The 21701-nt window shown below is 34.6% G+C and carries 20 protein-coding genes; 7 read left to right on the top strand and 13 right to left on the bottom strand.

From position 1 onward, the window contains the following. Position 1 precedes the first annotated feature (1 nt). The 3 genes from MHB70_RS02300 to MHB70_RS02290 are packed head-to-tail and all read right to left on the bottom strand — an operon-like array spanning position 2 to position 2895. Positions 2-823: an ABC transporter ATP-binding protein gene (locus tag MHB70_RS02300; protein WP_001167946.1), complete on the bottom strand. Its 822-nt coding sequence runs from the start codon at positions 821-823 to the stop codon at positions 2-4. Between the two features lie 12 nt (positions 824-835). Then, entirely contained in the window at positions 836-1894 is a 1059-nt protein-coding gene (locus MHB70_RS02295; protein ID WP_000760042.1) for a FecCD family ABC transporter permease, read from the bottom strand. Beyond that, positions 1891-2895 (bottom strand): FecCD family ABC transporter permease, encoded by a 1005-nt coding sequence (locus MHB70_RS02290; RefSeq protein ID WP_000925227.1) that lies wholly within the window; start codon positions 2893-2895, stop codon positions 1891-1893. The genes MHB70_RS02295 and MHB70_RS02290 overlap by 4 nt, the downstream gene beginning before the upstream one ends. Before the next feature lie 172 nt (positions 2896-3067). Between MHB70_RS02290 and MHB70_RS02285 the strand changes: the two genes are divergently transcribed. Both MHB70_RS02285 and MHB70_RS02280 read left to right on the top strand, forming a co-directional pair. Further along, complete coding sequence (locus MHB70_RS02285) at positions 3068-4036, top strand: ABC transporter substrate-binding protein (RefSeq protein WP_001010251.1); 969 nt, start codon at positions 3068-3070, stop codon at positions 4034-4036. 380 nt (positions 4037-4416) lie between these two features. Then, entirely contained in the window at positions 4417-5766 is a 1350-nt protein-coding gene (locus tag MHB70_RS02280) for a peptide MFS transporter (RefSeq protein ID WP_000338301.1), read from the top strand. Between the two features lie 37 nt (positions 5767-5803). Here MHB70_RS02280 and MHB70_RS02275 read toward each other — a convergent pair whose 3' ends face one another. Both MHB70_RS02275 and MHB70_RS02270 read right to left on the bottom strand, forming a co-directional pair. Further along, a complete protein-coding gene (locus tag MHB70_RS02275; RefSeq protein ID WP_000383122.1) occupies positions 5804-5983 on the bottom strand; it encodes an acid-soluble spore protein H in 180 nt (59 codons plus the stop codon). Positions 5984-6174: 191 nt separating this feature from the next. Continuing rightward, on the bottom strand, positions 6175-6462 hold the full coding sequence (locus MHB70_RS02270) for an ArsR/SmtB family transcription factor (protein WP_000081428.1): 288 nt from the start codon (positions 6460-6462) through the stop codon (positions 6175-6177). 810 nt (positions 6463-7272) lie between these two features. Between MHB70_RS02270 and MHB70_RS02265 the strand changes: the two genes are divergently transcribed. Beyond that, positions 7273-8892, top strand: coding sequence for an L-lactate permease (locus tag MHB70_RS02265; RefSeq protein WP_000109129.1), 1620 nt, complete (start codon positions 7273-7275; stop codon positions 8890-8892). Positions 8893-8932: 40 nt separating this feature from the next. Here the strand turns inward: MHB70_RS02265 and aspA are convergent, their stop codons facing one another. The 3 genes from aspA to gloA2 form a co-directional block, all read right to left on the bottom strand. Beyond that, positions 8933-10366 (bottom strand): aspartate ammonia-lyase, encoded by a 1434-nt coding sequence (gene aspA, locus MHB70_RS02260; protein ID WP_061530688.1) that lies wholly within the window; start codon positions 10364-10366, stop codon positions 8933-8935. 173 nt (positions 10367-10539) lie between these two features. Further along, a complete protein-coding gene (locus tag MHB70_RS02255) occupies positions 10540-11838 on the bottom strand; it encodes a hemolysin family protein (protein WP_000353290.1) in 1299 nt (432 codons plus the stop codon). Positions 11839-11946: 108 nt separating this feature from the next. Then, the gene (gloA2, locus tag MHB70_RS02250; protein ID WP_001017657.1) at positions 11947-12333 is read right to left on the bottom strand and encodes an SMU1112c/YaeR family gloxylase I-like metalloprotein; all 387 of its coding nucleotides are present in this window, start codon (positions 12331-12333) and stop codon (positions 11947-11949) included. 91 nt (positions 12334-12424) lie between these two features. Here gloA2 and MHB70_RS02245 point away from each other — a divergent pair, with 91 nt between their 5' ends. The 3 genes from MHB70_RS02245 to MHB70_RS02235 all read left to right on the top strand — a co-directional run bounded on the left by MHB70_RS02245 (position 12425) and on the right by MHB70_RS02235 (position 16447). Beyond that, positions 12425-13603: a NupC/NupG family nucleoside CNT transporter gene (locus tag MHB70_RS02245; protein WP_000668851.1), complete on the top strand. Its 1179-nt coding sequence runs from the start codon at positions 12425-12427 to the stop codon at positions 13601-13603. 330 nt (positions 13604-13933) lie between these two features. Further along, the gene (locus tag MHB70_RS02240) at positions 13934-14950 is read left to right on the top strand and encodes an LCP family protein (RefSeq protein ID WP_002105716.1); all 1017 of its coding nucleotides are present in this window, start codon (positions 13934-13936) and stop codon (positions 14948-14950) included. A 234-nt stretch (positions 14951-15184) separates the two neighbouring features. After that, positions 15185-16447, top strand: a complete 1263-nt coding sequence (locus MHB70_RS02235) for a VanW family protein (protein WP_061530687.1) — start codon at positions 15185-15187, stop codon at positions 16445-16447. 54 nt (positions 16448-16501) lie between these two features. On the opposite strand, the gene MHB70_RS02230 is transcribed toward MHB70_RS02235, so the two are convergent. Together MHB70_RS02230 and MHB70_RS02225 are read right to left on the bottom strand one after the other, a co-directional pair. Beyond that, positions 16502-16774 (bottom strand): hypothetical protein, encoded by a 273-nt coding sequence (locus MHB70_RS02230; RefSeq protein ID WP_000288801.1) that lies wholly within the window; start codon positions 16772-16774, stop codon positions 16502-16504. A gap of 15 nt (positions 16775-16789) precedes the next feature. After that, positions 16790-17308 (bottom strand): RNase A-like domain-containing lipoprotein, encoded by a 519-nt coding sequence (locus MHB70_RS02225; RefSeq protein ID WP_061530686.1) that lies wholly within the window; start codon positions 17306-17308, stop codon positions 16790-16792. A 399-nt stretch (positions 17309-17707) separates the two neighbouring features. Here MHB70_RS02225 and MHB70_RS02220 point away from each other — a divergent pair, with 399 nt between their 5' ends. Beyond that, the gene (locus tag MHB70_RS02220) at positions 17708-18256 is read left to right on the top strand and encodes a TVP38/TMEM64 family protein (protein ID WP_000852219.1); all 549 of its coding nucleotides are present in this window, start codon (positions 17708-17710) and stop codon (positions 18254-18256) included. A gap of 63 nt (positions 18257-18319) precedes the next feature. Here MHB70_RS02220 and MHB70_RS02215 read toward each other — a convergent pair whose 3' ends face one another. The 3 genes from MHB70_RS02215 to MHB70_RS02205 form a co-directional block, all read right to left on the bottom strand. After that, a complete protein-coding gene (locus MHB70_RS02215) occupies positions 18320-20020 on the bottom strand; it encodes a M4 family metallopeptidase (protein ID WP_000730354.1) in 1701 nt (566 codons plus the stop codon). A gap of 165 nt (positions 20021-20185) precedes the next feature. Further along, positions 20186-20314, bottom strand: coding sequence for an NprX family peptide pheromone (locus MHB70_RS02210; protein ID WP_000733136.1), 129 nt, complete (start codon positions 20312-20314; stop codon positions 20186-20188). A 14-nt stretch (positions 20315-20328) separates the two neighbouring features. Beyond that, the gene (locus MHB70_RS02205; RefSeq protein WP_001187940.1) at positions 20329-21588 is read right to left on the bottom strand and encodes a helix-turn-helix transcriptional regulator; all 1260 of its coding nucleotides are present in this window, start codon (positions 21586-21588) and stop codon (positions 20329-20331) included. Between the last annotated feature and the right edge of the window lie 113 nt (positions 21589-21701).

Genomic DNA, 21701 nt, shown 5'->3' with positions numbered 1-21701 from the left:
GTTATCTCATTGCTTGAGCAACTTCTTTAACTAATCGTCTTCCTCTTCCGTGCGGGATACATAGTGGTGTTCCAAACAACGGATCCGTACTGATTTGACACTCCATACGGAATACATCCCGAACTAACTTCTGGTCAATAACTTCTTCTGGTTTACCTTGTGCATATATTCGTTTATCTTGAATAGCTACAATGTTGTCTGCATAACGGCATGCCAAATTCAAATCGTGTAATACCATAACAATTGTTCGTTGCTCTGTTTCATTTAATTCGAATAATAAATCTAGCACTTCAATTTGGTGAGTCATATCTAAATATGTAGTTGGCTCATCCAGTAAAATAATGTCTGTATCTTGTGCAAGCGTCATTGCAATCCAAGCACGTTGACGTTGCCCACCTGAAAGAGCATGCACATCCCGCTCAGCAAATTCTGTCATACCTGTTGCTGCAAGTGCCTTCTGTACCATTTCCTCGTCTTTTTCTGACCATTGCTTTAACCAAGTTTGATATGGATAACGTCCTTGCTTTACAAGTTGCAATACTGTAAGCCCTTCTGGTGCTTGGGGTCCTTGCGGTAAGATTGCCATTTGACGAGCAATTTGCTTCGTTTGCATACTTTGTAACGCTTGATTATCTAACAAAATATCACCATTTGTTGGCTTTAATAATCTAGCTAGTGAACGTAATAAAGTTGATTTTCCACAACCGTTAGAACCGATGAAGATTGTAATTTCACCTTTTGGAATTTCTAAATCCAACTCATCGATAATAATTGTTTCACCATAGGACAGCGTCAAACGTTTTGTCTCCAATGCTTTTTGCATATTCATCTCCCTTTATGAATTCCGACTTTTATAAAGTAAATAAATAAAATAAGGTGCACCAATTGCTGATGTAAATACCCCTGCTGGAATTTCAAGTGGTGTGAAAATTGTGCGCCCAATTAAATCCGCAGCGAGTACTAAAATTGCACCGACAATAGCTGCAACTGGGAGTAATGCACCGTATAAAGAACCAACTAATCTTCGCGAAATATGAGGTGCCATTAAACCAACAAACCCAATCCCTCCGGCAAAGGCAACCGCCCCACCAATTAAAGCTGTACTAAGTAATAACATAAATACACGCGACTTCGTTAAAGGAACACCAAGTCCTACCGCTATATCATCCCCTAGCTCTTGTGCATTTAAATGTCTAGCAGCGATAAAGGATATTACCGTTAAAATGAGAACCCAAGGCGCAAGTACCATCACATTTTGCCATGAAGAGCCGTAAACAGTACCTGTAATCCATACATTTGCTTGGCTCGCTTGATAAATTGGTGCTAATAACATAAATAACGTTGTTGCCGCTTTCGTTAACGCCCAAAATCCAACACCAATTAAAACAAGACTAATCGGTGATAAGCCATCATTTTTCCATGCAAATAAATATACAAAAAGCGCTACAATCGTCGCTCCAGCAAAAGCTGCGAGCGGCATATAATGAATGCTTACTGTTAACGCATTGTTTTTATCACTAAATATAGCTAAAAAGAGTACAACTGCTACGCTTGCACCACCTGTAATTCCAATGATATCAGGGGAAGCAAGCGGATTTCTAACGAGCCCTTGTAAAATACAACCTGCTACAGCAAGTGCAATTCCTACAAGGATCGCAATTAAAATACGCGGCATACGAAACTTATTTACAACCATATTTGACATCGCATCGCCATTTCCAGTAATCGCTTGCCATACGTCATAAGGAGCAACCTTCATATCTCCCATACCTGCACTTGCAAAAAATAATCCTATTAAAATTACTAATAAACTCACCAAGACGAGACTAGCTCGTTTATACATTAAAAACGAGAATCCATCTTTTCCTATACGAAACGGGATATACTTCTTCATTTGCTAAGCCCTCTCTTACGTGCAATATAAATAAAGAATGGGGCCCCGATAAATGCTGTCATAACCCCTACTGGTACTTCTTGTGGCATAATGACATATCTTGCGGCTATATCCGCTAAGATTAATAGTATTGCACCTAACAATCCGCTATATGGCACTCTCCATCTGTGGTCAACTCCAACAAGAAATCTGGCAAAATGCGGAGTTACAATTCCTATAAATCCTATTGGGCCAGCAACCGCAACTGAACCACCCGACAACAATACAATAATGAGTAGTACGAATGATTTCATTAAAATTGTTCGTTGTCCGAGACCTTTTGCAACATCTTCTCCCATCATCAATGTATTTACTTTTCCTGCCATCATAAGAGATGCAATCCATCCTACTAATAAATACGGGAATACAGATAGTAAAATTTCTATTTTTCTTCCTTGTACAGATCCGGCAAGCCAAAACAATACTTCTTCCATTGCCTTTTCATTTAAAACAAGCAACCCTTGTGTTAATGATGAAAATAAAGCACTTATCGCGACACCTGCTAATGTTAACTTAAGAGGAGTCGTCCCTTCTTTTCCTAAAGAACTAGAAGCAAATACAAGTACAGCTGCAATTGCCGCTCCTAAAAAGGCAATCCACGTGAAAGCCGATAATGACGTCACAGAAAAGATAACAATTGCTACAACTATGAAGAACGCAGCGCCTGAATTTAATCCAATAAAATCTGGTGAAGCAAGTGGATTCTTAGTTAAAGTTTGCATAAGACAGCCTGCAATGGCTAAACTAGCACCAACACTAGCTGCGATTAACGCCCTAGGCAGACGTACATTTTGAATAATAATATGTTCATTGGAACCATTAAAATGGAAAAAAGCATCCAATGCTAGTTTCCAACTCGTATTTGTATATCCAAAAATAATACTTCCCCAAATACAAATAACGACTGCAATGATTCCAACAAATAATCCAATCCATTTTGCTCGATTTGTTTTTAATAACATGCAGCGTTTCCCCTTCAATGTATAATGATACGTTGTTAGTGTATTTCAACTTAATTCTCATTGTCAACGGAAATGAGAATTATTTTCATCCATATGTATTGACAATCAAAAGATAAAGGCTTAATATCATGCTTGCTATTGAAAAATATTCTCAACATGTAGGGGGTACATAATGAATTTCATGCGGAAGAAATCGTTTACATTATTTGTATTTTTACTAGTATTTTCAATGCTTTTAAGTGCTTGTGGAAAATCAAATAACAAAGAAGAATCTACAAAAGAAGATAATAAAAAAGAAGTGGTTACTGTAGAACATGCAATGGGTAAAACAGAAGTTCCCGCTAATCCAAAACGTGTAGTTATCTTAACAAATGAAGGAACTGAAGCTTTACTTGAATTAGGTGTGAAACCAGTTGGTGCTGTAAAGTCTTGGACTGGTGACCCATGGTATCCACATATTAAGGATAAAATGAAAGATGTAAAAGTTGTTGGTGATGAAGGACAAGTTAACGTTGAAACAATTGCTTCTTTAAAACCAGACTTAATTATTGGTAACAAAATGCGCCACGAAAAAGTGTACGAACAACTAAAAGCAATTGCACCTACTGTGTTCTCAGAAACATTACGTGGTGAATGGAAAGATAACTTCAAATTTTATGCAAAAGCATTAAATAAAGAAAAAGAAGGCCAAAAGGTTTTAGCTGATTACGAAACACGTATGAAAGATTTAAAAGGCAAACTTGGTGATAAAGTAAATCAAGAAATTTCTATGGTACGCTTTATGCCTGGTGATGTTCGTATTTATCACGGTGATACATTCTCTGGTGTTATTTTAAAAGAACTTGGATTTAAACGTCCTGGTGATCAAAATAAAGATGATTTTGCAGAGCGTAACGTATCTAAAGAACGTATTTCGGCAATGGATGGCGATGTATTATTCTACTTCACATTCGATAAAGGCAATGAGAAAAAAGGTTCTGAACTAGAAAAAGAATATATAAACGATCCTCTATTTAAAAACTTAAATGCAGTAAAGAACGGAAAAGCATACAAAGTTGACGATGTTATTTGGAATACAGCTGGCGGTGTAATGGCTGCTAACTTGCTACTAGACGACATTGAAAAACGCTTCGTTAAATAAATTTATTCTAACCAGCTCCCCTCTTTTATGGAGCTGGTTTTTTCATTTCACTGAAGTGTCACATTATTTCATTTTGTATTTTTATTCCCAATATGTTATATTATAAAAGTAAATAGAATATATTTTCTCTATATCAGAATAAATATTTTAATCTAAATTTTCTGATTAATCACTATTTTAAATTCGTTTAGAATTCAATTACTACATTTGAAAACGCTTATTATCGAGTTTTCAGGGCAAAATACAATAACGGTTGAAGAAAATAGAACTTTTTCAGAAATTTTCTTTCTATTTCCATATAATTCTATTGACTTCTAAATATTTTGTAAATTAAAATGATTACATAAATATCCGTTATACAGGATTAGGGGGAAACAAAAATGGATGCAGCTTTAAAATTAGACAAAGCTGGAGAGCAACAATCACCAAAAAAACATCCACCAGGGTTATACTTGTTGTTCTTTACAGAAGCATGGGAAAGATTTAGTTATTACGGAATGCGTGGCTTATTAGTTCTTTATTTAACAACGAGCTTAGTAAGCGGCGGTTTAGGCTTTGATAAAGCAGTTGCAGTTCAAATTTACGGTATTTTCACAATGCTTGTATATTTCACACCTATTATTGGTGGCTGGTTAACTGACCATTTCATTACGAAACGACACGCCATTACTATTGGCGGTATCATTATGGCGATTGGTAACTTCGTACTATTTTCAATGAATACGAAAACTGGACTATTTTTAGGATTAGGATTATTAGTTATCGGTAACGGATTCTTCAAACCAAATATTTCGACTTTATTAGGTCAATTATATAGCGACAACGATTCTCGTCGTGATAGTGCCTTCACTATCTTCTACATGGGAATCAACTTAGGAGCTCTTATCGCTCCATTCATTTGCGGTTACTTCGCAGATTACAGATACGGTTTCTTAACAGCTTGTATCGGTATGATTATTGGGCAGATTGCATTTAACTTATTAGCACCTCGTTACTTAGGATCAGCTGGAACAACAGTTGTGGGGAAAAAATCTAAAGAACACAATGCAAAAGCTGTTGAGAAAAAACCTTTAACACCACAAGAGAAAAAACGTACTGTTGCAATTTTAATTTTAACTTGTTTCGTTGTATTCTTCTGGGCAGGATTTGAACAAGCTGGTAGTTCTTTAACACTTTACACAGATAAGTTCGTAGATCGTACAATTGGTGGATTTACAATTCCAACACCTTGGTTCCAATCTGTAAACCCATTATTCATTATCTTATTAGCATTACCAGTTTCTGCATTATGGATTAAACTTTCAAAAACAAAAAATGGTGATTTAAAAATCCCTACAAAAATGGCTTTTGGTATGATTTTACTAGGAGTCGGGTACTTAGTTTTAACTTTAGCTGTTCTAAAAACTGGTAGCGATGAAGGTAACATTACAATGAAAGCAAACTTACTATTCATTGTATTCACTTACATGTTCCACACAATCGGTGAACTATTCTTATCACCAATTGGATTATCTATGGTAAGTGCAATCGCTCCTGTTAAATTAGCATCATTATTAATGGGTGTATGGTTAGCTGGTACTGGCTTTGCAAACTTATTAGCAGGACAATTAGCTGCTTTCACTCAATCTTTAGGATATTTAGAAGTATTTGCAAGCATAGGTGTTATCGTAATCGTACTAGGATTAGTACTTCTTATGTTCTCTAAGAAAATTGCACATATGATGGAATAACAAAAAGACGCTTCTAAAATTAGAAGCGTCTTTTTTATTATTTCTCCTCTAAAGCCGTCACGTCCACATGAACGCTCTCACCAGGATTAGATACGTCATACACTTGGGCACTCCCCTTCTGCTCATCACAGCTCTCAATCCATACTGGTACGCCCTCATATGTAACGTCAATTTTACTTGAAGAAGATAAGATTTGTTTCACACGTTGCACATCCATACTACTATCCCTCCTTTTGCTTACTACACTCCTTTCTATTTTTTCTTTTCCTTTTAGAATATATTCCGTAAGGCAGCATGTTGATTGATAGTCATTTCTTCCTCACTTGTTAATATTTACTCTCTCGCTACCTTTCTGACAAATAAAAAAAGACGTATATTCCACACGTCTTTTTCCATAATATTCAAATTTTAAGAAAATAATGTTTTTACTACTGCACTTACTTTATCATTATGGATTTGATAATACACTTCTAATCCTCGTCTCTCAAAGCGCACTACCTTATTTTGCTTTAACTTCGTTAAATGTTGTGAAACCGTTGATTGCGGAATTTCTAATACTTCCTGTAGTTGTGTTACATTACACGTTCCACGTTGCATTAGTTCCATTACTAGGCGTAGACGCAACGGATGCGCTAACGCTCTTAACATTTGTACATCTTCTTCTGAAATACGACATTCGAATTGATTTTGGCTCATAAAGTTCCCCTCATTTTCGTTTTTATTTTCTTTTTATTTATTTATATATCTGTTCTTATATTTCCTGTTACGACATAACTTTATCAACCTATAACGCTGAAAATTTTTTCCACCTTTATCAGCATAGAATTCAGGAAAAAATCCTTACTGATTTTGAATATTATACTATATGATATAACGAAAAAGCAAAACAAAGGGCTACAAATACTTTGCTTGCAAACGTTGTTTTATCAGGCTTTTTGTTATATTTTCACCTCATTGAAACGCAAAGTAATGATATTGTAAAATACCGTCTATAATTGATAAACTTCCGTAAAGTAGTTGGAGTATACTTAACCTCTTTGTTACACTAAAAGGAATTTTCAGTAAAAAGAGATGCTCTAGTATTAAGAATTTGCTTCTTATTTTTTATTCATATTACATTTGGCTGGAATGTTATTCAAAACCTCATAATGAAATAAACCACTCCTTCCCCAACTAGATCAAACAGGACAGATAAGTGCAATATATCAAACTTTATATTCGATACAAAAGACGGCATCTACTATACACCTATTGGGACAATGACATATGAACAAAATACTCACTGAATAAAGTTTCACTTTAAAAAGCGCACTCAAATACATTTAAGTGCGCTTTTTGTCTACTTTATGAACAAAGCTTTCTTTTAACACTATTATAGAATAATTATACTTTTTTACGTTGACAATAGTGTTGAAGGAGAATATACTAAGCATGTAAGTTGATTGTGAATTGTTTCACAAATAATGTGAATTTCTTCACATATAATAGATAGGAGTTGTCATTATTATGAGTACTTGGACACAAATTTATGACCCATTAAACAACATTTGGTTATCTGCACTAATCGCAGCACTTCCAATTTTTTGCTTCATTATTTGTTTAGTGGGATTCAAAATGAAAGGTTACATGGCTGGGCTTTACAGTGTAATTGTTGCTATTATTCTTGCTATATTTGTTTATAAAATGCCTACAACTGCAGCAGTAGCATCTGCCGGATTTGGTGTTTTATCTGGATTTTATCCAATTTGTACTATCGTTATCGCAGCTATCTTCCTTTACAAATTAACTGTTAAAACAGAACAATTCAATGTCATTCGTGATAGCATTTCAAGTATTACAAATGATCAACGTTTACAAGTATTATTAATCGCTTATTCTTTCGGCGCTTTCTTAGAAGGCGCAGCTGGTTTCGGTGTTCCGGTTGCTATTACAGCTGCATTACTTGTAGGTATGGGCTTTAATCCATTAAAAGCAGCGGGCATTTGCTTAGTAGCTAATATCGCTGGTGGTGCTATGGGGGCTATGGGTATTCCAGTTACAGTACCTGCACAATTAACTGGAATAGATGCATTAACTGTCGGTCGTCAAGCAGTTTACATTTTGCCATTCATTAGCATTGTTTTACCGTTCTTACTTGTTTCAATGGTAGATGGATTTAAAGGCATTAAAGAAACTTGGCAAGGTATTCTTGTAAGTGGTGTTTCTTTCGCAATTACTCAGTTCGTTGTAACTTACTTCTTAGGCGCTGAACTTACTAATATTTTCGCAGCAGTCATAAGTATGGTCGCTCTTGCATTATTCTTACGTGTTTGGCAACCAAAATCTTCTGCTAAAGAAGAAAAACAAGAAGAAAAAGAATCTCATACATTCAATCAAATTTTATATGCTTGGTCTCCATTCGTATTCTTAACTGCATTTGTAACAATCTTTAATTTAAAACCAATTAAAGCTTTATTTGCTCCGGATGGTCCATTAGCAAACTTAGTATTTAACATTCAATTCCCTGGTCTTCATAATCAAGTTATAAAAACTGCACCAATCACAAAAGCTGATATACCTTTCGCAGCGATTTTCAAACTAGATGTATTCTCTTCTACAACTACTGCGATTGTATTAGCAATTATCGTTTCACTTATCGTCTACCGTGTAAACGGCAAAATGATTAAAGAATTAATGATTGAAACAATAAAAGAATTAAAGGTTCCAGTATATACAATTTGTAGCGTTATCGCTTTAGCTTACGTAGAGAACTACTCTGGTATGTCATCTACACTTGGACTTGCATTCTCTTCTACTGGAAATGTATTCCCTATTCTTTCTCCAATCTTAGGATGGATTGGCGTATTCATTACTGGTTCAGTAGTATCTAGTGGTTCACTATTCGCACCACTTCAAGCAGTAACTGCCGATCAATTAAACATCGTCCCATCTACTCTCGTTTCATTAAACGTAGTTGGTGGCACAATAGCAAAAATGGTTTCACCACAATCCATAGCAGTTGCTTGTGCGGCAGTTGGACTAGTTGGTAAAGAATCTGCTCTATTTAAAACAGTGATGAAATATAGTTTAATCTTCTTAGCTATTATTAGCTTACTTCAATTAAATGCTGTATTTAATATCTTTTAAAAATAAAACACCGATCCAAATAGATCGGTGTTTTTTCACATTACATCTTCTTATTCTTTAATAAAGAAGCACCAGCAATTTCAGGATGCGTCATTTCGAATGGATCTAAAATAATATCCAATTCTTCTTCTGTCAGTACGCCATGTTCTAAGCATAACTCCCTAACAGATTTCCCTGTTTCAATCGCTTCGCGAGCAATGCGAGATGCTGCTTCATAACCAATGTGCGGGTTAACTGCTGTAATAATTCCAACACTTTTCTCAACATATTGCTTCAGCAATTCTTCATTTGCTGTAATTCCTTTAATACAGTATTCTCGGAATACACGGAATCCGTTATTCATAATACTAATAGATTGAATTAAATTAAATACAAGCACAGGCTCCATTACGTTTAATTCTAATTGTCCTGCTTCTGAAGCCAAGCAAATTGTATGATCATTACCAATTACTTGGAAAGCAACTTGATTAATTACTTCTGCCATAACTGGATTTACTTTACCTGGCATAATAGATGAACCTGGTTGGCGTGCAGGCAATTGAATCTCTGCTAATCCGACACGTGGCCCAGACGCCATAATACGAAGATCGTTTGCAATTTTAGACATATTCATCATACATACTTTTAATGCTGCAGATACTTCTGTGTATGCGTCTGTGTTTTGCGTTGCATCAACTAAATGCTCTGCGCCGACAAGTGGGAATCCGCTAAATGTTCGTAAATGTTTTACCACATGTTCAATGTACGTAGGATTTGCATTTAATCCCGTACCAACAGCTGTCGCCCCCATATTCACTTCATATAAATGTTGACGAGACTGTTTAATTCTTTTTATATCACGCGCAAGCACGCGGCTATACGCTTCAAATTCTTGTCCAAGGCGAATTGGCACTGCATCTTGTAAATGTGTACGTCCCATTTTAATGACGTGATCGAACTCTTTTGCCTTTGTACGGAAAGCAGCATGAAGTTCTTCCATTGTAATAAGAAGCTCTTCTAACATCATAAGAGTTGCAATATGAATTCCCGTTGGAAACGCATCATTTGTTGACTGAGCCATGTTCACATGCGTGTTTGGGCTAATTTTCGCATACTCACCTTTTTCGTATCCCATACGTTCTAATGCTCTATTCGCAATTACTTCATTTGTATTCATATTAATGGAAGTTCCAGCACCGCCTTGAATTGGATCCACAATAAATTGATCATGGAACTTTCCATCAACAATTTCTTGTGCTGCTTCCGCAATTTCTTGCCCAATATCTTTAGCTAAATAACCGGTATCCATATTCGCAAGTGCCGCCGCCTTTTTCACAATTGCCATTGCCGTAATGAGTGACGGATGAATGCGATATCCTGTAATTGGAAAGTTTTCTACGGCACGTAATGTTTGTACACCATAATAAGCTACACTTAGTACTTCCTTTTCACCTAAAAAATCTTTTTCTATACGTATATCCTTCGTTGCTATCATTTGCATCACCTATACTTTTTCATTCTAAATCCTTATCTAAAAAATCCGCCATCTCAAAATACGAGTATTATTCAGAAGAATTTTTCAGTATCCACCTTCACTATATAGCACCTTTTTTGAAAGCGCAAACATTTAATTTTCTATATATCCTTTTTATTAAAGTTTATAGAAAATCATTCTTCTACTTTCTTTATCTCAACTCGTTTAATTTGATGCATATCCTTTTCAAGGACTTTAAAATAAAAACCATGTTTCTCAATAACATCCCCTTCAGCAACGACTTGTTTTTGTACCATGATCCAACCACCAATTGTATCTACATCATCAGCAACCAAATGTATGCCAAATAAATCATTTACTTCACTAATAAGCACTTTTCCCTCTACAATTTTACATCCTTCGCTTATGTGTTCGATAGGCGGGTGTTCATCTTCATCGTATTCATCTCGAATTTCTCCAACAATTTCTTCTAAAATATCTTCTAGCGTGACAATGCCTGCTGTACCACCATATTCATCATATAATACAGCTAACGGAATTCGCCTTCTTTGCATTTGTAATAGCAAATCATGAATTGGGATATTTTCTAATACTTCAATAACTGGCCTTGTATATGGTGTAATCGAGCACTCTTCCTCTCGATTACCATCCATATAACGAATAAATAAATCTTTTACATTAACCATTCCGATAATCTCATCTTTATCTTCACCAAATACAGGATATCTCGTATATTTTTCTTGCGCAATTACTGTAATATGTGTTTCAAACGGCTCGTCCTCATATAATCCTACAACTTCCGTACGAGGTACCATAATTTCCTTTGCTACTCTATTATCGAATTCAAAAATATTATTTACGTATTTAAATTCCCTTTGATTAATCTCTCCGCTCTCATAGCTCTCCGATAAGATTAACCTTAATTCTTCTTCTGAATGAGCTACTTCATGTTCAGAAGCTGGATGTAATCCAAATAAACCTGTTACAAGCCTTGCTGAACCATTTAAAGCCCAAATAAACGGATACATAACTCGGTAAAAATAAATAAGTGGCTTTGATAATAATAAGCTAACTTGCTCTGACCTTTGTATAGCTAATGTTTTTGGGGCAAGTTCCCCAATAACAACATGTAAAAATGTAATCACTGCAAAGGCAATAATAAATGAAATTGTACTAGCAATGGCAGGAGATAATTGTAACTTTAAGAACAATGGCTCGAGTAAATGTTTTATAGTTGGCTCTCCTAACCACCCGAGCCCTAACGCAGTAATCGTAATACCTAACTGACATGCTGATAAATACTCATCTAAATTTGCAGTTACTTTTTTAGCAGCCAATGCACCTCGTCGTTTTTCAGTAACGAGTTGATCAATGCGACTGCTACGCACCTTAATAATTGCAAACTCAACAGCCACAAAAAAAGCTGTTAATGCAATAAGAATGGCTACCATCAATAATTTTAAAATATCCACATATGCCCTTTAGCTTTCTTAGCTAAAGTTACACCTCCTTTTAAAAAGAAGTTTCACTTTAGTTTCTTCAATTATTAGAAAGCAACCCTATATAAAATTCACCAATTTTCAAACCTCATATAATTCTAAAGGTAAACCGTCAGGATCTTGGAAAAAGACGAATTTCTTCCCCGTTATTTCATCAATACGTATCGATTCCGTCTCAACACCACATTGATTTAAATGCGTCACAGCTTCTTCTATATTTATAACTGCAAATGCTAAATGTCTAAGACCAGCTGCTTCTGGAAAACTTGGGCGCTCAGGCGGACTTGGAAATGAAAATAATTCTATTTGATACTCTTCTCCTACACATAAATCCAACTTATAAGAATCGCGTTCCTTTCTATATACTTCATTTATCACTTTAAAACCTAATATTATAGTATAAAAATCCTTTGACACTTCATAATTCGAACAAATAATTGCAACGTGATGCACTTTACATATATTCATGATTTCTCTATTCCTTTCTTTACCAAAGATGCATATTCTCCCTTGAAATGAAAAACATATATAGCAGAACATCTCTTTTAGGGGGCTTACTATGAAATTTATCACTTTTTTTGTCGGACTTATCGTCGTTTTCTTCCTTGCTTATATTGCTAGCAATAATAAGAAACACATTAAATTCAAACCTATTTTCATCATGCTTATTATACAGTTAATTTTAACCTATTTATTATTAAATACAGAAATTGGTCTCATACTTATTCGGTTCATTTCCAGCCTTTTCACAAAGCTACTCGAGTATGCTGCTGATGGTATAAACTTTGTGTTTGGCGGTCTTGCAAATAAAGGTGAGATGTCATTTTTCCTTACTGTATTATTACCGATTGTCTTTATTTCCGTCTTAATTGGTATATTACAACATTTCAAAATACTACCATTTTTTATTCATTGGATTGGTTTCTTTCTTAGCAAGATAAATGGTCTTGGGAAATTAGAATCTTACAATGCCATCGCTTCCGCTATTGTCGGCCAATCAGAAGTGTTTATTACGGTAAAAAAGCAATTAGCACAAATTCCAAAACACCGTCTTTATACACTTTGTGCATCAGCCATGTCAACAGTATCTATGTCTATCGTAGGTGCCTATATGACGATGATTGAACCTAAATATGTAGTAACCGCACTCGTTCTCAATTTATTTAGCGGTTTTATTATCATACTCATCATTAACCCTTACGACGTTAAAGATGAAGAAGATATTTTGGAAATAAAAGGTGAAAAGCAAAGTTTCTTTGAAATGCTTGGCGAATATATTCTTGATGGTTTCCGAGTAGCCATTGTCGTTGGCGCCATGCTCATCGGATTCGTAGCATTGATTAGCTGCATTAATGACCTATTCCTCATTATATTCGGCATCACTTTTCAGCAATTAATCGGCTACGTATTTGCACCTATTGCATTTCTTATCGGTGTACCAAGTTCTGAAATTGTCGCAGCTGGTAGCATTATGGCAACGAAGCTTGTAACGAATGAATTTGTAGCAATGATGGATCTTAGTAAAATTTCCAATAGCCTTTCTCCCCGTACAGTTGGTATCATTTCTGTTTTCCTCGTTTCTTTTGCCAACTTTTCTTCTATTGGAATTATTTCCGGTGCAGTAAAAGGGTTAAACGAAGACCAAGGAAATGTTGTGGCAAGGTTTGGGCTTAAATTACTATATGGAGCTACTCTCGTTAGTATTTTATCTGCAATTATCGTAAGTATTATGTTGTAATTAGGTAAAATTTTATCATTTTCTTATCCCTATCTTTTGTATACAATAACGAATAGGTGTCTTATAAAGTGAAACTTTACTCAGAGGGGACTATCCCCCTCTGAGTATTAGCCTTCACCAATCGGGCTTTTACGGGCAGTTAACTCCCACCTAACTTCCTTGCATTCGCTGGACTTTGAGGTGGGAGTTTTACTGCCCGTTAATGCGGGATAAATAATCAAGACATCTATTTTTTATACATGTACAATCGCTTTTATTTAGCGTAAAATATTTTTTATGTGTTTTAATACACCTAGATGTATACACTTTGATAGTTTTAAAGGAGAAAAAATGATGAAATCCGACACAAACAACAATATGCGAGCCAAAAAAGGACGCTCAAAGAAAAAACGCCTACTTTGGTTCCTTCTTATTCCATTACTAATTGTAGCACTTGGAGCAGGAGGTTACTCCTTCCATATATACAGTAAAGCAAAATCCATTTTAAATAACGCTTATTCTGAACTAGGTCGAGGAGATAAATCCAACAAACGTGAAAAAGCAGTTAAACCTATGACTGATAACATTTCCGTACTTATTATGGGTGTTGATGAAAGTGATATTAGAGAAAAAAATTATGGAAAAGCAACTCGTACGGATGCGCTATTACTTGCAACAATTAATAAAAACGATAAATCCGTTAAACTTGTAAGCATTCCACGTGACTCACGCGTCTACATTAAGTCACGTGATAAATACGATAAAATTACACATGCACACGTATTCGGCGGTGTAGACAGCACGATTGATACAGTAGAGAACTTTTTAGACGTTCCTGTTGACTACTACGTAAAATTTAACTTTAAATCCTTTATCAAAATCGTTGATTCCCTTGGCGGTATTACTGTCGATGTTCCTGTTGAGTTTACAGAACAAAATAGTAAAGACGAAGCAAATGCAATTCATCTTAAAAAAGGACGTCAACATTTAAACGGAGAAGAGGCACTTGCACTAGCTAGAACTCGTCACATCGATAGCGATTATATGCGTGGTCAACGACAACAACTTGTTTTAGAAGCTATTGCCGAAAAAGCACTATCTCTTAATTCCATTAATAAAATCGGTGGCCTACTAGATGCTGTCGATAATGATTTAAAAACAAATTTAACTTTTGATGATATGATGACAATTGCAAAAAATTCAATGGATTCAAGTTTAAAAATGGACAAATTTCAAGTGGAAGGTACAGATAAATATATAGATGGTATTTATTATTACGTTCCAAACGAAAAAAGCGTCAATAATATATCGACAACACTTCAAGAACATCTCGGTGTTACGAATAAAAATGAGCATAAAAAATTATAATAAAAAGGCTGCTAGATTTTTCTAGACAGCCTTTTTATTATAATTTTCAACAAATTTTTCATGCATATTATGACAAAAAGAGACAATTATTACAACAGTGTAACATTTTTTATAAAAACATTACACACACAGTGGAAATAATAGTATACTAGAACTTACATACTGTTATTTTCATCATTTTTATACAAAAAATGTAATACATATATTTATACACAAATTTCTGGGGGGAAATAAATGAAGCTAAGTAAAATACTGATCGGTTCTGCAATTGCAGGGGGCATATTACTTTGTGTAGGCGGTATTGGTGGATATCAATATGTATCCAAATTAAATAATCAATTAAATAACACCGCATTACCAAATACTACGTTTGAAGGTATTTCTCTTGCTGGAAAAAATAAAGCAGATATTCAAGCAATTATTAATCAAAAAATAAATGAATTAGATCAAAAATCTCTTACCTACATATTCCAAGATGATAAACAAACTTACATATGGAAAGATTTAGGTATAAATTATAAAGAGAAAGATATTGTAAACAAAATCTTTAAAGAACAAGAAGGAAACGTAATGAGTCGTTACAAAATGCGGAAGCAAGCTGAAAACGATGAATTAAAACGTGACTATAAATTAACACCACAATTAAATACAACAGCTTATGAAACCTTTATAAAAGATAAATATAATGAAACATTAAAAAATCCTGTTAATGCAGAATTAAGTATTGAAGGCTCTACTGTAAATGTTAGCCAAAGTCAAAACGGAGAAAAAATTGATAAAGGCAAACTACGCGATTTAACAAACGAAGCTATTACTACTGGTAAATCAGATGTTACATTACCGGTTACATTAATAAAACCAGAACGTTCTACAGGAGATATACAGAAAATGGGAATTAAAGAAGTCATTGCTGAGTACTCTACTCCAATGGCTGGCCGTAATGGTAATCAATCCTTTAACGTAAATAAATCAGCTAATACTTTAAGTGGAGTTATTGTAGCACCTGATGAAACGTTTAGTTTTAATGGCCGTGTTGGTGTAACTGATGCTGCACATGGTTATAAATCTGCCGCAGTATATTCACAAGGTAAAGTTATACAAAGTGCAGGCGGAGGCGTTTGCCAAGTCAGTAGTACTTTATATAGCGCAGCTTTAAGGGCAGATTTAGGAATTGTTTCTCGAAGTAATCATTCTATGCCCGTAAATTATTTACCACTTGGGCAAGATGCAGCAGTGGCAGACTATGGTCCGGATTTAAAATTTAAAAACAATACAGGTAATCATATTTATATTCAAGCATTTTCAAATGGAGGGAGTATTACTACACGCATTTTCGGTACAAATACTGGTAAAAATGTTGAAGTTTCTTCTCAAGTAATTAGTAGAACTAATGATAAAATAACAGCGGTTACGTATAAAAAAGTAACACAAAACGGCGAAGTACTATCAAATGGACAAATTTCAAAAAGCGTATATAAAAGTGCCCCAAAACAATGAGATACTATCAAACGGACAAATTTCAAAAAGCATAAAGAAAAAGGCGTGATCTACTCACGCCTTTTTCTTTTGCAGTAATAGTAAAAAAGTTTCAAGATGATCCTTCGTTTCTTCTAAAGACCATATACGATTCCCTTGCTTCGCAGCCAGTACGCACGCTTCTTCCCACGCGTTCTTGTTCTTCATATATACTAATTCATCGCGTAATTTCAAAACAATTTCTTCATCTTCTTGCTCTATAAACTCTGCCATCACGCTTACTATTTCATCCTCATGAATACTTAACGTACAGTATGATTTAAGAAAGTATTGTAATGTCGTATACATATGTACTCCCCCTTCTTATTTGTCAGATGGATAAGAAGTAATAATCTTATATCCTAAATCTCCTGACTTATCTCTCGCTAAAACAGTAACAGTTTTTACTAACTTATCTTTTACATTCATATTTTTCTTTATTACCGTTTTCCCGACCGGGAATGAATGAGTTGTATTTAATACGAGACGAGCCTCTTTAGAATTTTTTAACCAATCTTGAATTTCTTTATCATGTTGCTTCAAACTATCTTTTACAGCTTTCGTCGCTGTTTCTTTATCATAATATGTACTTGCCGCTGATACTTTATCTGTCTTCAAACGATTCTTCAAATCCTCTTCTGATTTACCTACATGCCTTTCAATCGTATGACCATTTTTAGGCGCCCCTTCCATTTCATCTAAAATATTATCACTAATTTTTTCTACTGACGTACCTTGATTCCCTGTTTGTTTCTCAGTTTTTTGTTCTTTTCCTGCACATCCACTTAAGATCAGCATCAATGCCAGTAAACTACTGAAGAAAAGACTACTTATTCGTTTCATCATATCACCTCTTCCATGATTATTATCGTAACTTCACTAAAAGTCAATTTCACAACGAAAAAACACATACATTTTTTAAACCCTTCAGCTATTTTGCTATGTTTACCACTCTATCTTCATCAAACCACTATTTTTCACCTACTTTAAAATATACCCCTGTGATTTTCTAATTATTTCCCGAATTAAAATACCATTTAAAACACTACATAAACCCTTTAAAAACAAGGTTTATGTAGTGTTTTTCAACAAATTAAAATATACCCCCTTTTTTCTATACCCAATACCTATATACCGTATACAAATGCCGTTCTGTCAACGTTTTCTACATTATGTAAATTTCTCCTTGCCTATCCATTCGAAATATGGTGTAATGCAAAAAAAGATAAAGGATTTTATAATATGGCAGAAACGATTCAAAATTTCCTAACAGAATACTATTCAATCGCAATTCCACTTAGTATCTTAATCAATATCATCATCAGTCTTTTAGGTTTTATCCCTAGCATCTTTTTAACCGCCATTAATATACAGCTATTTGGCGTTACAAATGGCACACTCATTTCGATCGCAGGCGAAGCATTAGGCGCTATTATCTCGTTTTATATTTATCGCATAGGCCTTCAAAAGTTCACTCACGATAAAGTAAATAAGTATCCAAAGGTAGAGCGTCTTCTTTATGTAGAAGGTAGAGAGGCCTTTCTACTCGTTCTATCGTTTCGATTGATACCTTTCATCCCATCAAGTATCGTGACTTTATTTGCAGCTCTAGGGAAAATGTCATTACTCTCCTTCAGTATTGCCAGTACAATAGGTAAAATACCGGCCTTATTGATTGAAGTATATTCGGCATATCATGTTATGAACGGAACAAATGAAGCGAAGTGGATTGTAACAATCGCAGGTTGCATTGGATTGTTCTATTTGTGGAAAAAATGGAGAAAAAAATAAAGAAGGAGCCTATGCTCCTTCTTTATTTTTGAAGTATTTTATTAATATCTATCCCTTAAATCCTTAGTTTACACCAACAGCACTAAATGATTGCTTCACTGCATTTACTTCTGCAGAGCTAGCACCATATAAATCCGCTGCAGCTTGTACTGCACCAGCACGAGCTTGACTAAATGTAGTAGATTGCGTGAAATACTGTGTATTTGCACGGTAGTAAATCGCACCTAATTTATCTTTACCAATACCAGTTACAGTTACACCAGAATGCGTACCGCCATTTGCTAATAAATAAGCTTGCTTGTTAATAATACCACTGTTCGTATGAACCCCACCGTTATCACTAGTACCAGTGTAACGCTTAGAATAATGGTCTGGGTCACCATATTTCGCTGGATCACTCATAGAGCGAAGTGCATCTCCTGCTTTACCAGGCGTGTAAATATCTTCACCAATTTCCCAATCTGGATTACGATTATCATAGTATTCTACTAAAGTACCAAAGATATCAGAAATTGCTTCATTTAGCGCTCCTGATTCATTTTGATAAATTAAATCCGAGCTATTTTCCGTAACAGCATGCGTTAATTCGTGACCAATTACATCAATTCCACCAGATAATGAAGTGAATGTTACACCATCACCATCTCCGTATACCATTTGTGAACCGTTCCAGAATGCATTATTATACTTACTTCCGTAATGAACTGTTGATTTTAATGGTGCTCCTGCATCATTAATAGAGTTTCTATTAAATGTAGCTTTATAATAATCATATGTTCTACCAGCATAGAAATGAGCATCTACTGCTGCTGCATCATACGCTGCATTGAAAACATTATCTGCATCTGCCCATAATGTTCCCGGTAATGTTGAACGGTTTTTCGCATCATATGTGAAAATTGTTGCCCCGCGCGTATTATCTTGCAAGTAGTAAGATGACCCAGATAACGTTGTATTAAGCGATTTCGTATCTCCTAATACACCTTTACCAGTTCCCACTTTATTCGTTCCTGTTACTGGCTTTGCAGCAGCTTTTGCTTCCTGTTTAGGAGCATCTTGCTTAACTGGTGACTTATCTTCATTTGTTACATGATCAAGTTTATTATATTTATTTAACACTTTGCCGCTGTCTGCTTCAATGAAATAGTAGTAGTTTCCTGGGCTTGGATCTAAGAAGTTTAGATTTACAACGTATGCATATGTTGTTTCTTCACCGTTTTGATATACATATAAGTCCGCTTTTGGTTCTACCTCATATTTCGGTGTTACACCTAAATCTTGCTGCGCGATTGCAATCGCTTTTGCGCCTTCAATCTTATTTTTATTTTTCAACTTTTCTTTCTTGTCTAAATCAGGTGCAACTGTTCCAGACAATACTTTTAAAGAACCATCTTTACTTACGTGAGCTACTTGAGTAGAACCCCATACAGGTACTCCTTCGTAAACTTGTTGCATACGTACTACTGTTGAATCAGTTACAGCATCTTTTTTCACTTGTTTCACTTTGAAAGAATCTTGCGCACTCTTTTCCCCTAGCTTATAATCACCTTTTGCTGCATTTAAATAATCAAACACAACAGATTCCGCTTTCTTGCCAGTTGCTCCAGTTAGATCACCAGAAATAAACTCAGGCGACTTCACTGTCTCATTGTACTTCTTCGTAGAGAGCACATTTTTTGAATCTGCAAACGCAGAGCCTGTCCCTCCAAATGTAGTAACTGCCATTCCTGCCGCTAACACTAACGCTAAACTTTTCTTTTTCATGAACCTTCCCCCTAATAAAAATTTTTTTGAAAAAGAGTAGTTTCATATTAGCATTATGTTTCCACTATTAATATACTAAAAATTCAAATAATTATTTTCTCAAGTTTTGTAGAATTTTGAGGAACAAATATTGAAAAAACCCTTTCCGTTAGGAAAGGGTTTTTTTTATAAATTAATTTGTTCAACTGTTTTAGCTTCTTGCCCTAGAGTATCCGGCTTCCAAGCATACTGAATATCCAATACTACAGCTGCAATTGCCATAACTACAAATGTTCCTGCAATTAACTTTTTCATACTATCCCTCCTCTTTATTCTTCTAATAAAGTAATTGCTAATTTATAATAGCGATTACTTTCTTTAAAATCTGAGCATTCTTCTAAGTATTCAGCTAGTTCTAAGTATACTTTCTTTAAATCTTTTATATTTTCCTCTGTTTTAAAGAAAGGAACTACTTCTGTTTCTAGAAATTTTTTATAGAGGTCTCTTTCTTCAAAATATTTATATCTTAAATTTAACAATAAATATAACATCCCTTTGTATCTCTCATCTTTCCTTGCAGCAAGGATACCTTTTTCAATCCATTCAGCCGCTTCCTCAAGTTCTCCTAATTGAATACACTGCAACGAGAGCTCATACATGGCATCAATATAATTCATATCCTCTTCTTTTTTATATTTTAAGCATTCTATATAATACTCTTTCGCCTTGGCATAATTTTTTTGTCGGTAGTACAGATAACCAATATTATTTAAAGCAATAGAAAGAATATTATCTTTATCAGCAAAAGAAGTTGCTTCTCTTATGATATGATTATAGATTTCCATAGCTTCATTATATTGTTTTTTTCTAGTATAACTAAACGCAATTAAAAACTTACAATTAATTATATTTCTAAATTTATATTCGCTTTTAAAACCTTCTAATGCCACATTAGCAAAGTATAATGTCATATGATCTATTTCCATCTGACTATATGTCAATGCTAAATTATAATATATTCCTGTTTCATAATATCCTAACTCTTTCGCCATCGATTCTGTTTTTAACAAATACTCTAACGCTTGCGTATATTTGTACTGCACAGAATATAATAATGCCTTATTATACGTATATAACATCTTCTGAAAAGGCGAGTATTTCTTATACACTTTCTTCAATCCGTCCAATTCTTCTTCAACAGCAGGGAGATCCCGCTTCATCATTAAATAACGTGTATACAGCAGTTTATAATAATTTATAATTTCAAAATCCAAAACATGCTTCATTTCACCTTGCAACTCTTCATATATGCGTTCTACTTGTTGCTTATCCAAATGAACTAGTGCATTCAACCATTCATCCAGCTTCCCCTTCACATCTTCTTCTACATCTCTTAAATCCGTTACAGCAATCTCTAATCTTGCGCAGAGCAATTGTAGAATTTCTTCTGATGCTTCGATCTTTCCATTTTCGATCTTACTTAAGTATGAGACAGAACAAATGCCCTGACATAATTCTTCTTGTGTCATTTTTTGCTGTAGCCGTTTATAAAAGACTTGTTTGCCTATTTTTTCTAATGTTTGTTGCATTGTCCTCCTCCATTCTCATTACCCCCATTACTCTAATAATACATAAAATTTAAAGAAATATAAATTGATAAATGTTAATTTTCTAAAAAATATGCATTATTTCATTTTTTTCT

This window comes from Bacillus sp. FSL M7-1020 (assembly GCF_038050415.1).
GTDB lineage: Bacteria > Bacillota > Bacilli > Bacillales > Bacillaceae_G > Bacillus_A > Bacillus_A toyonensis.
This window is presented reverse-complemented; position numbering and strand designations above follow the sequence as displayed.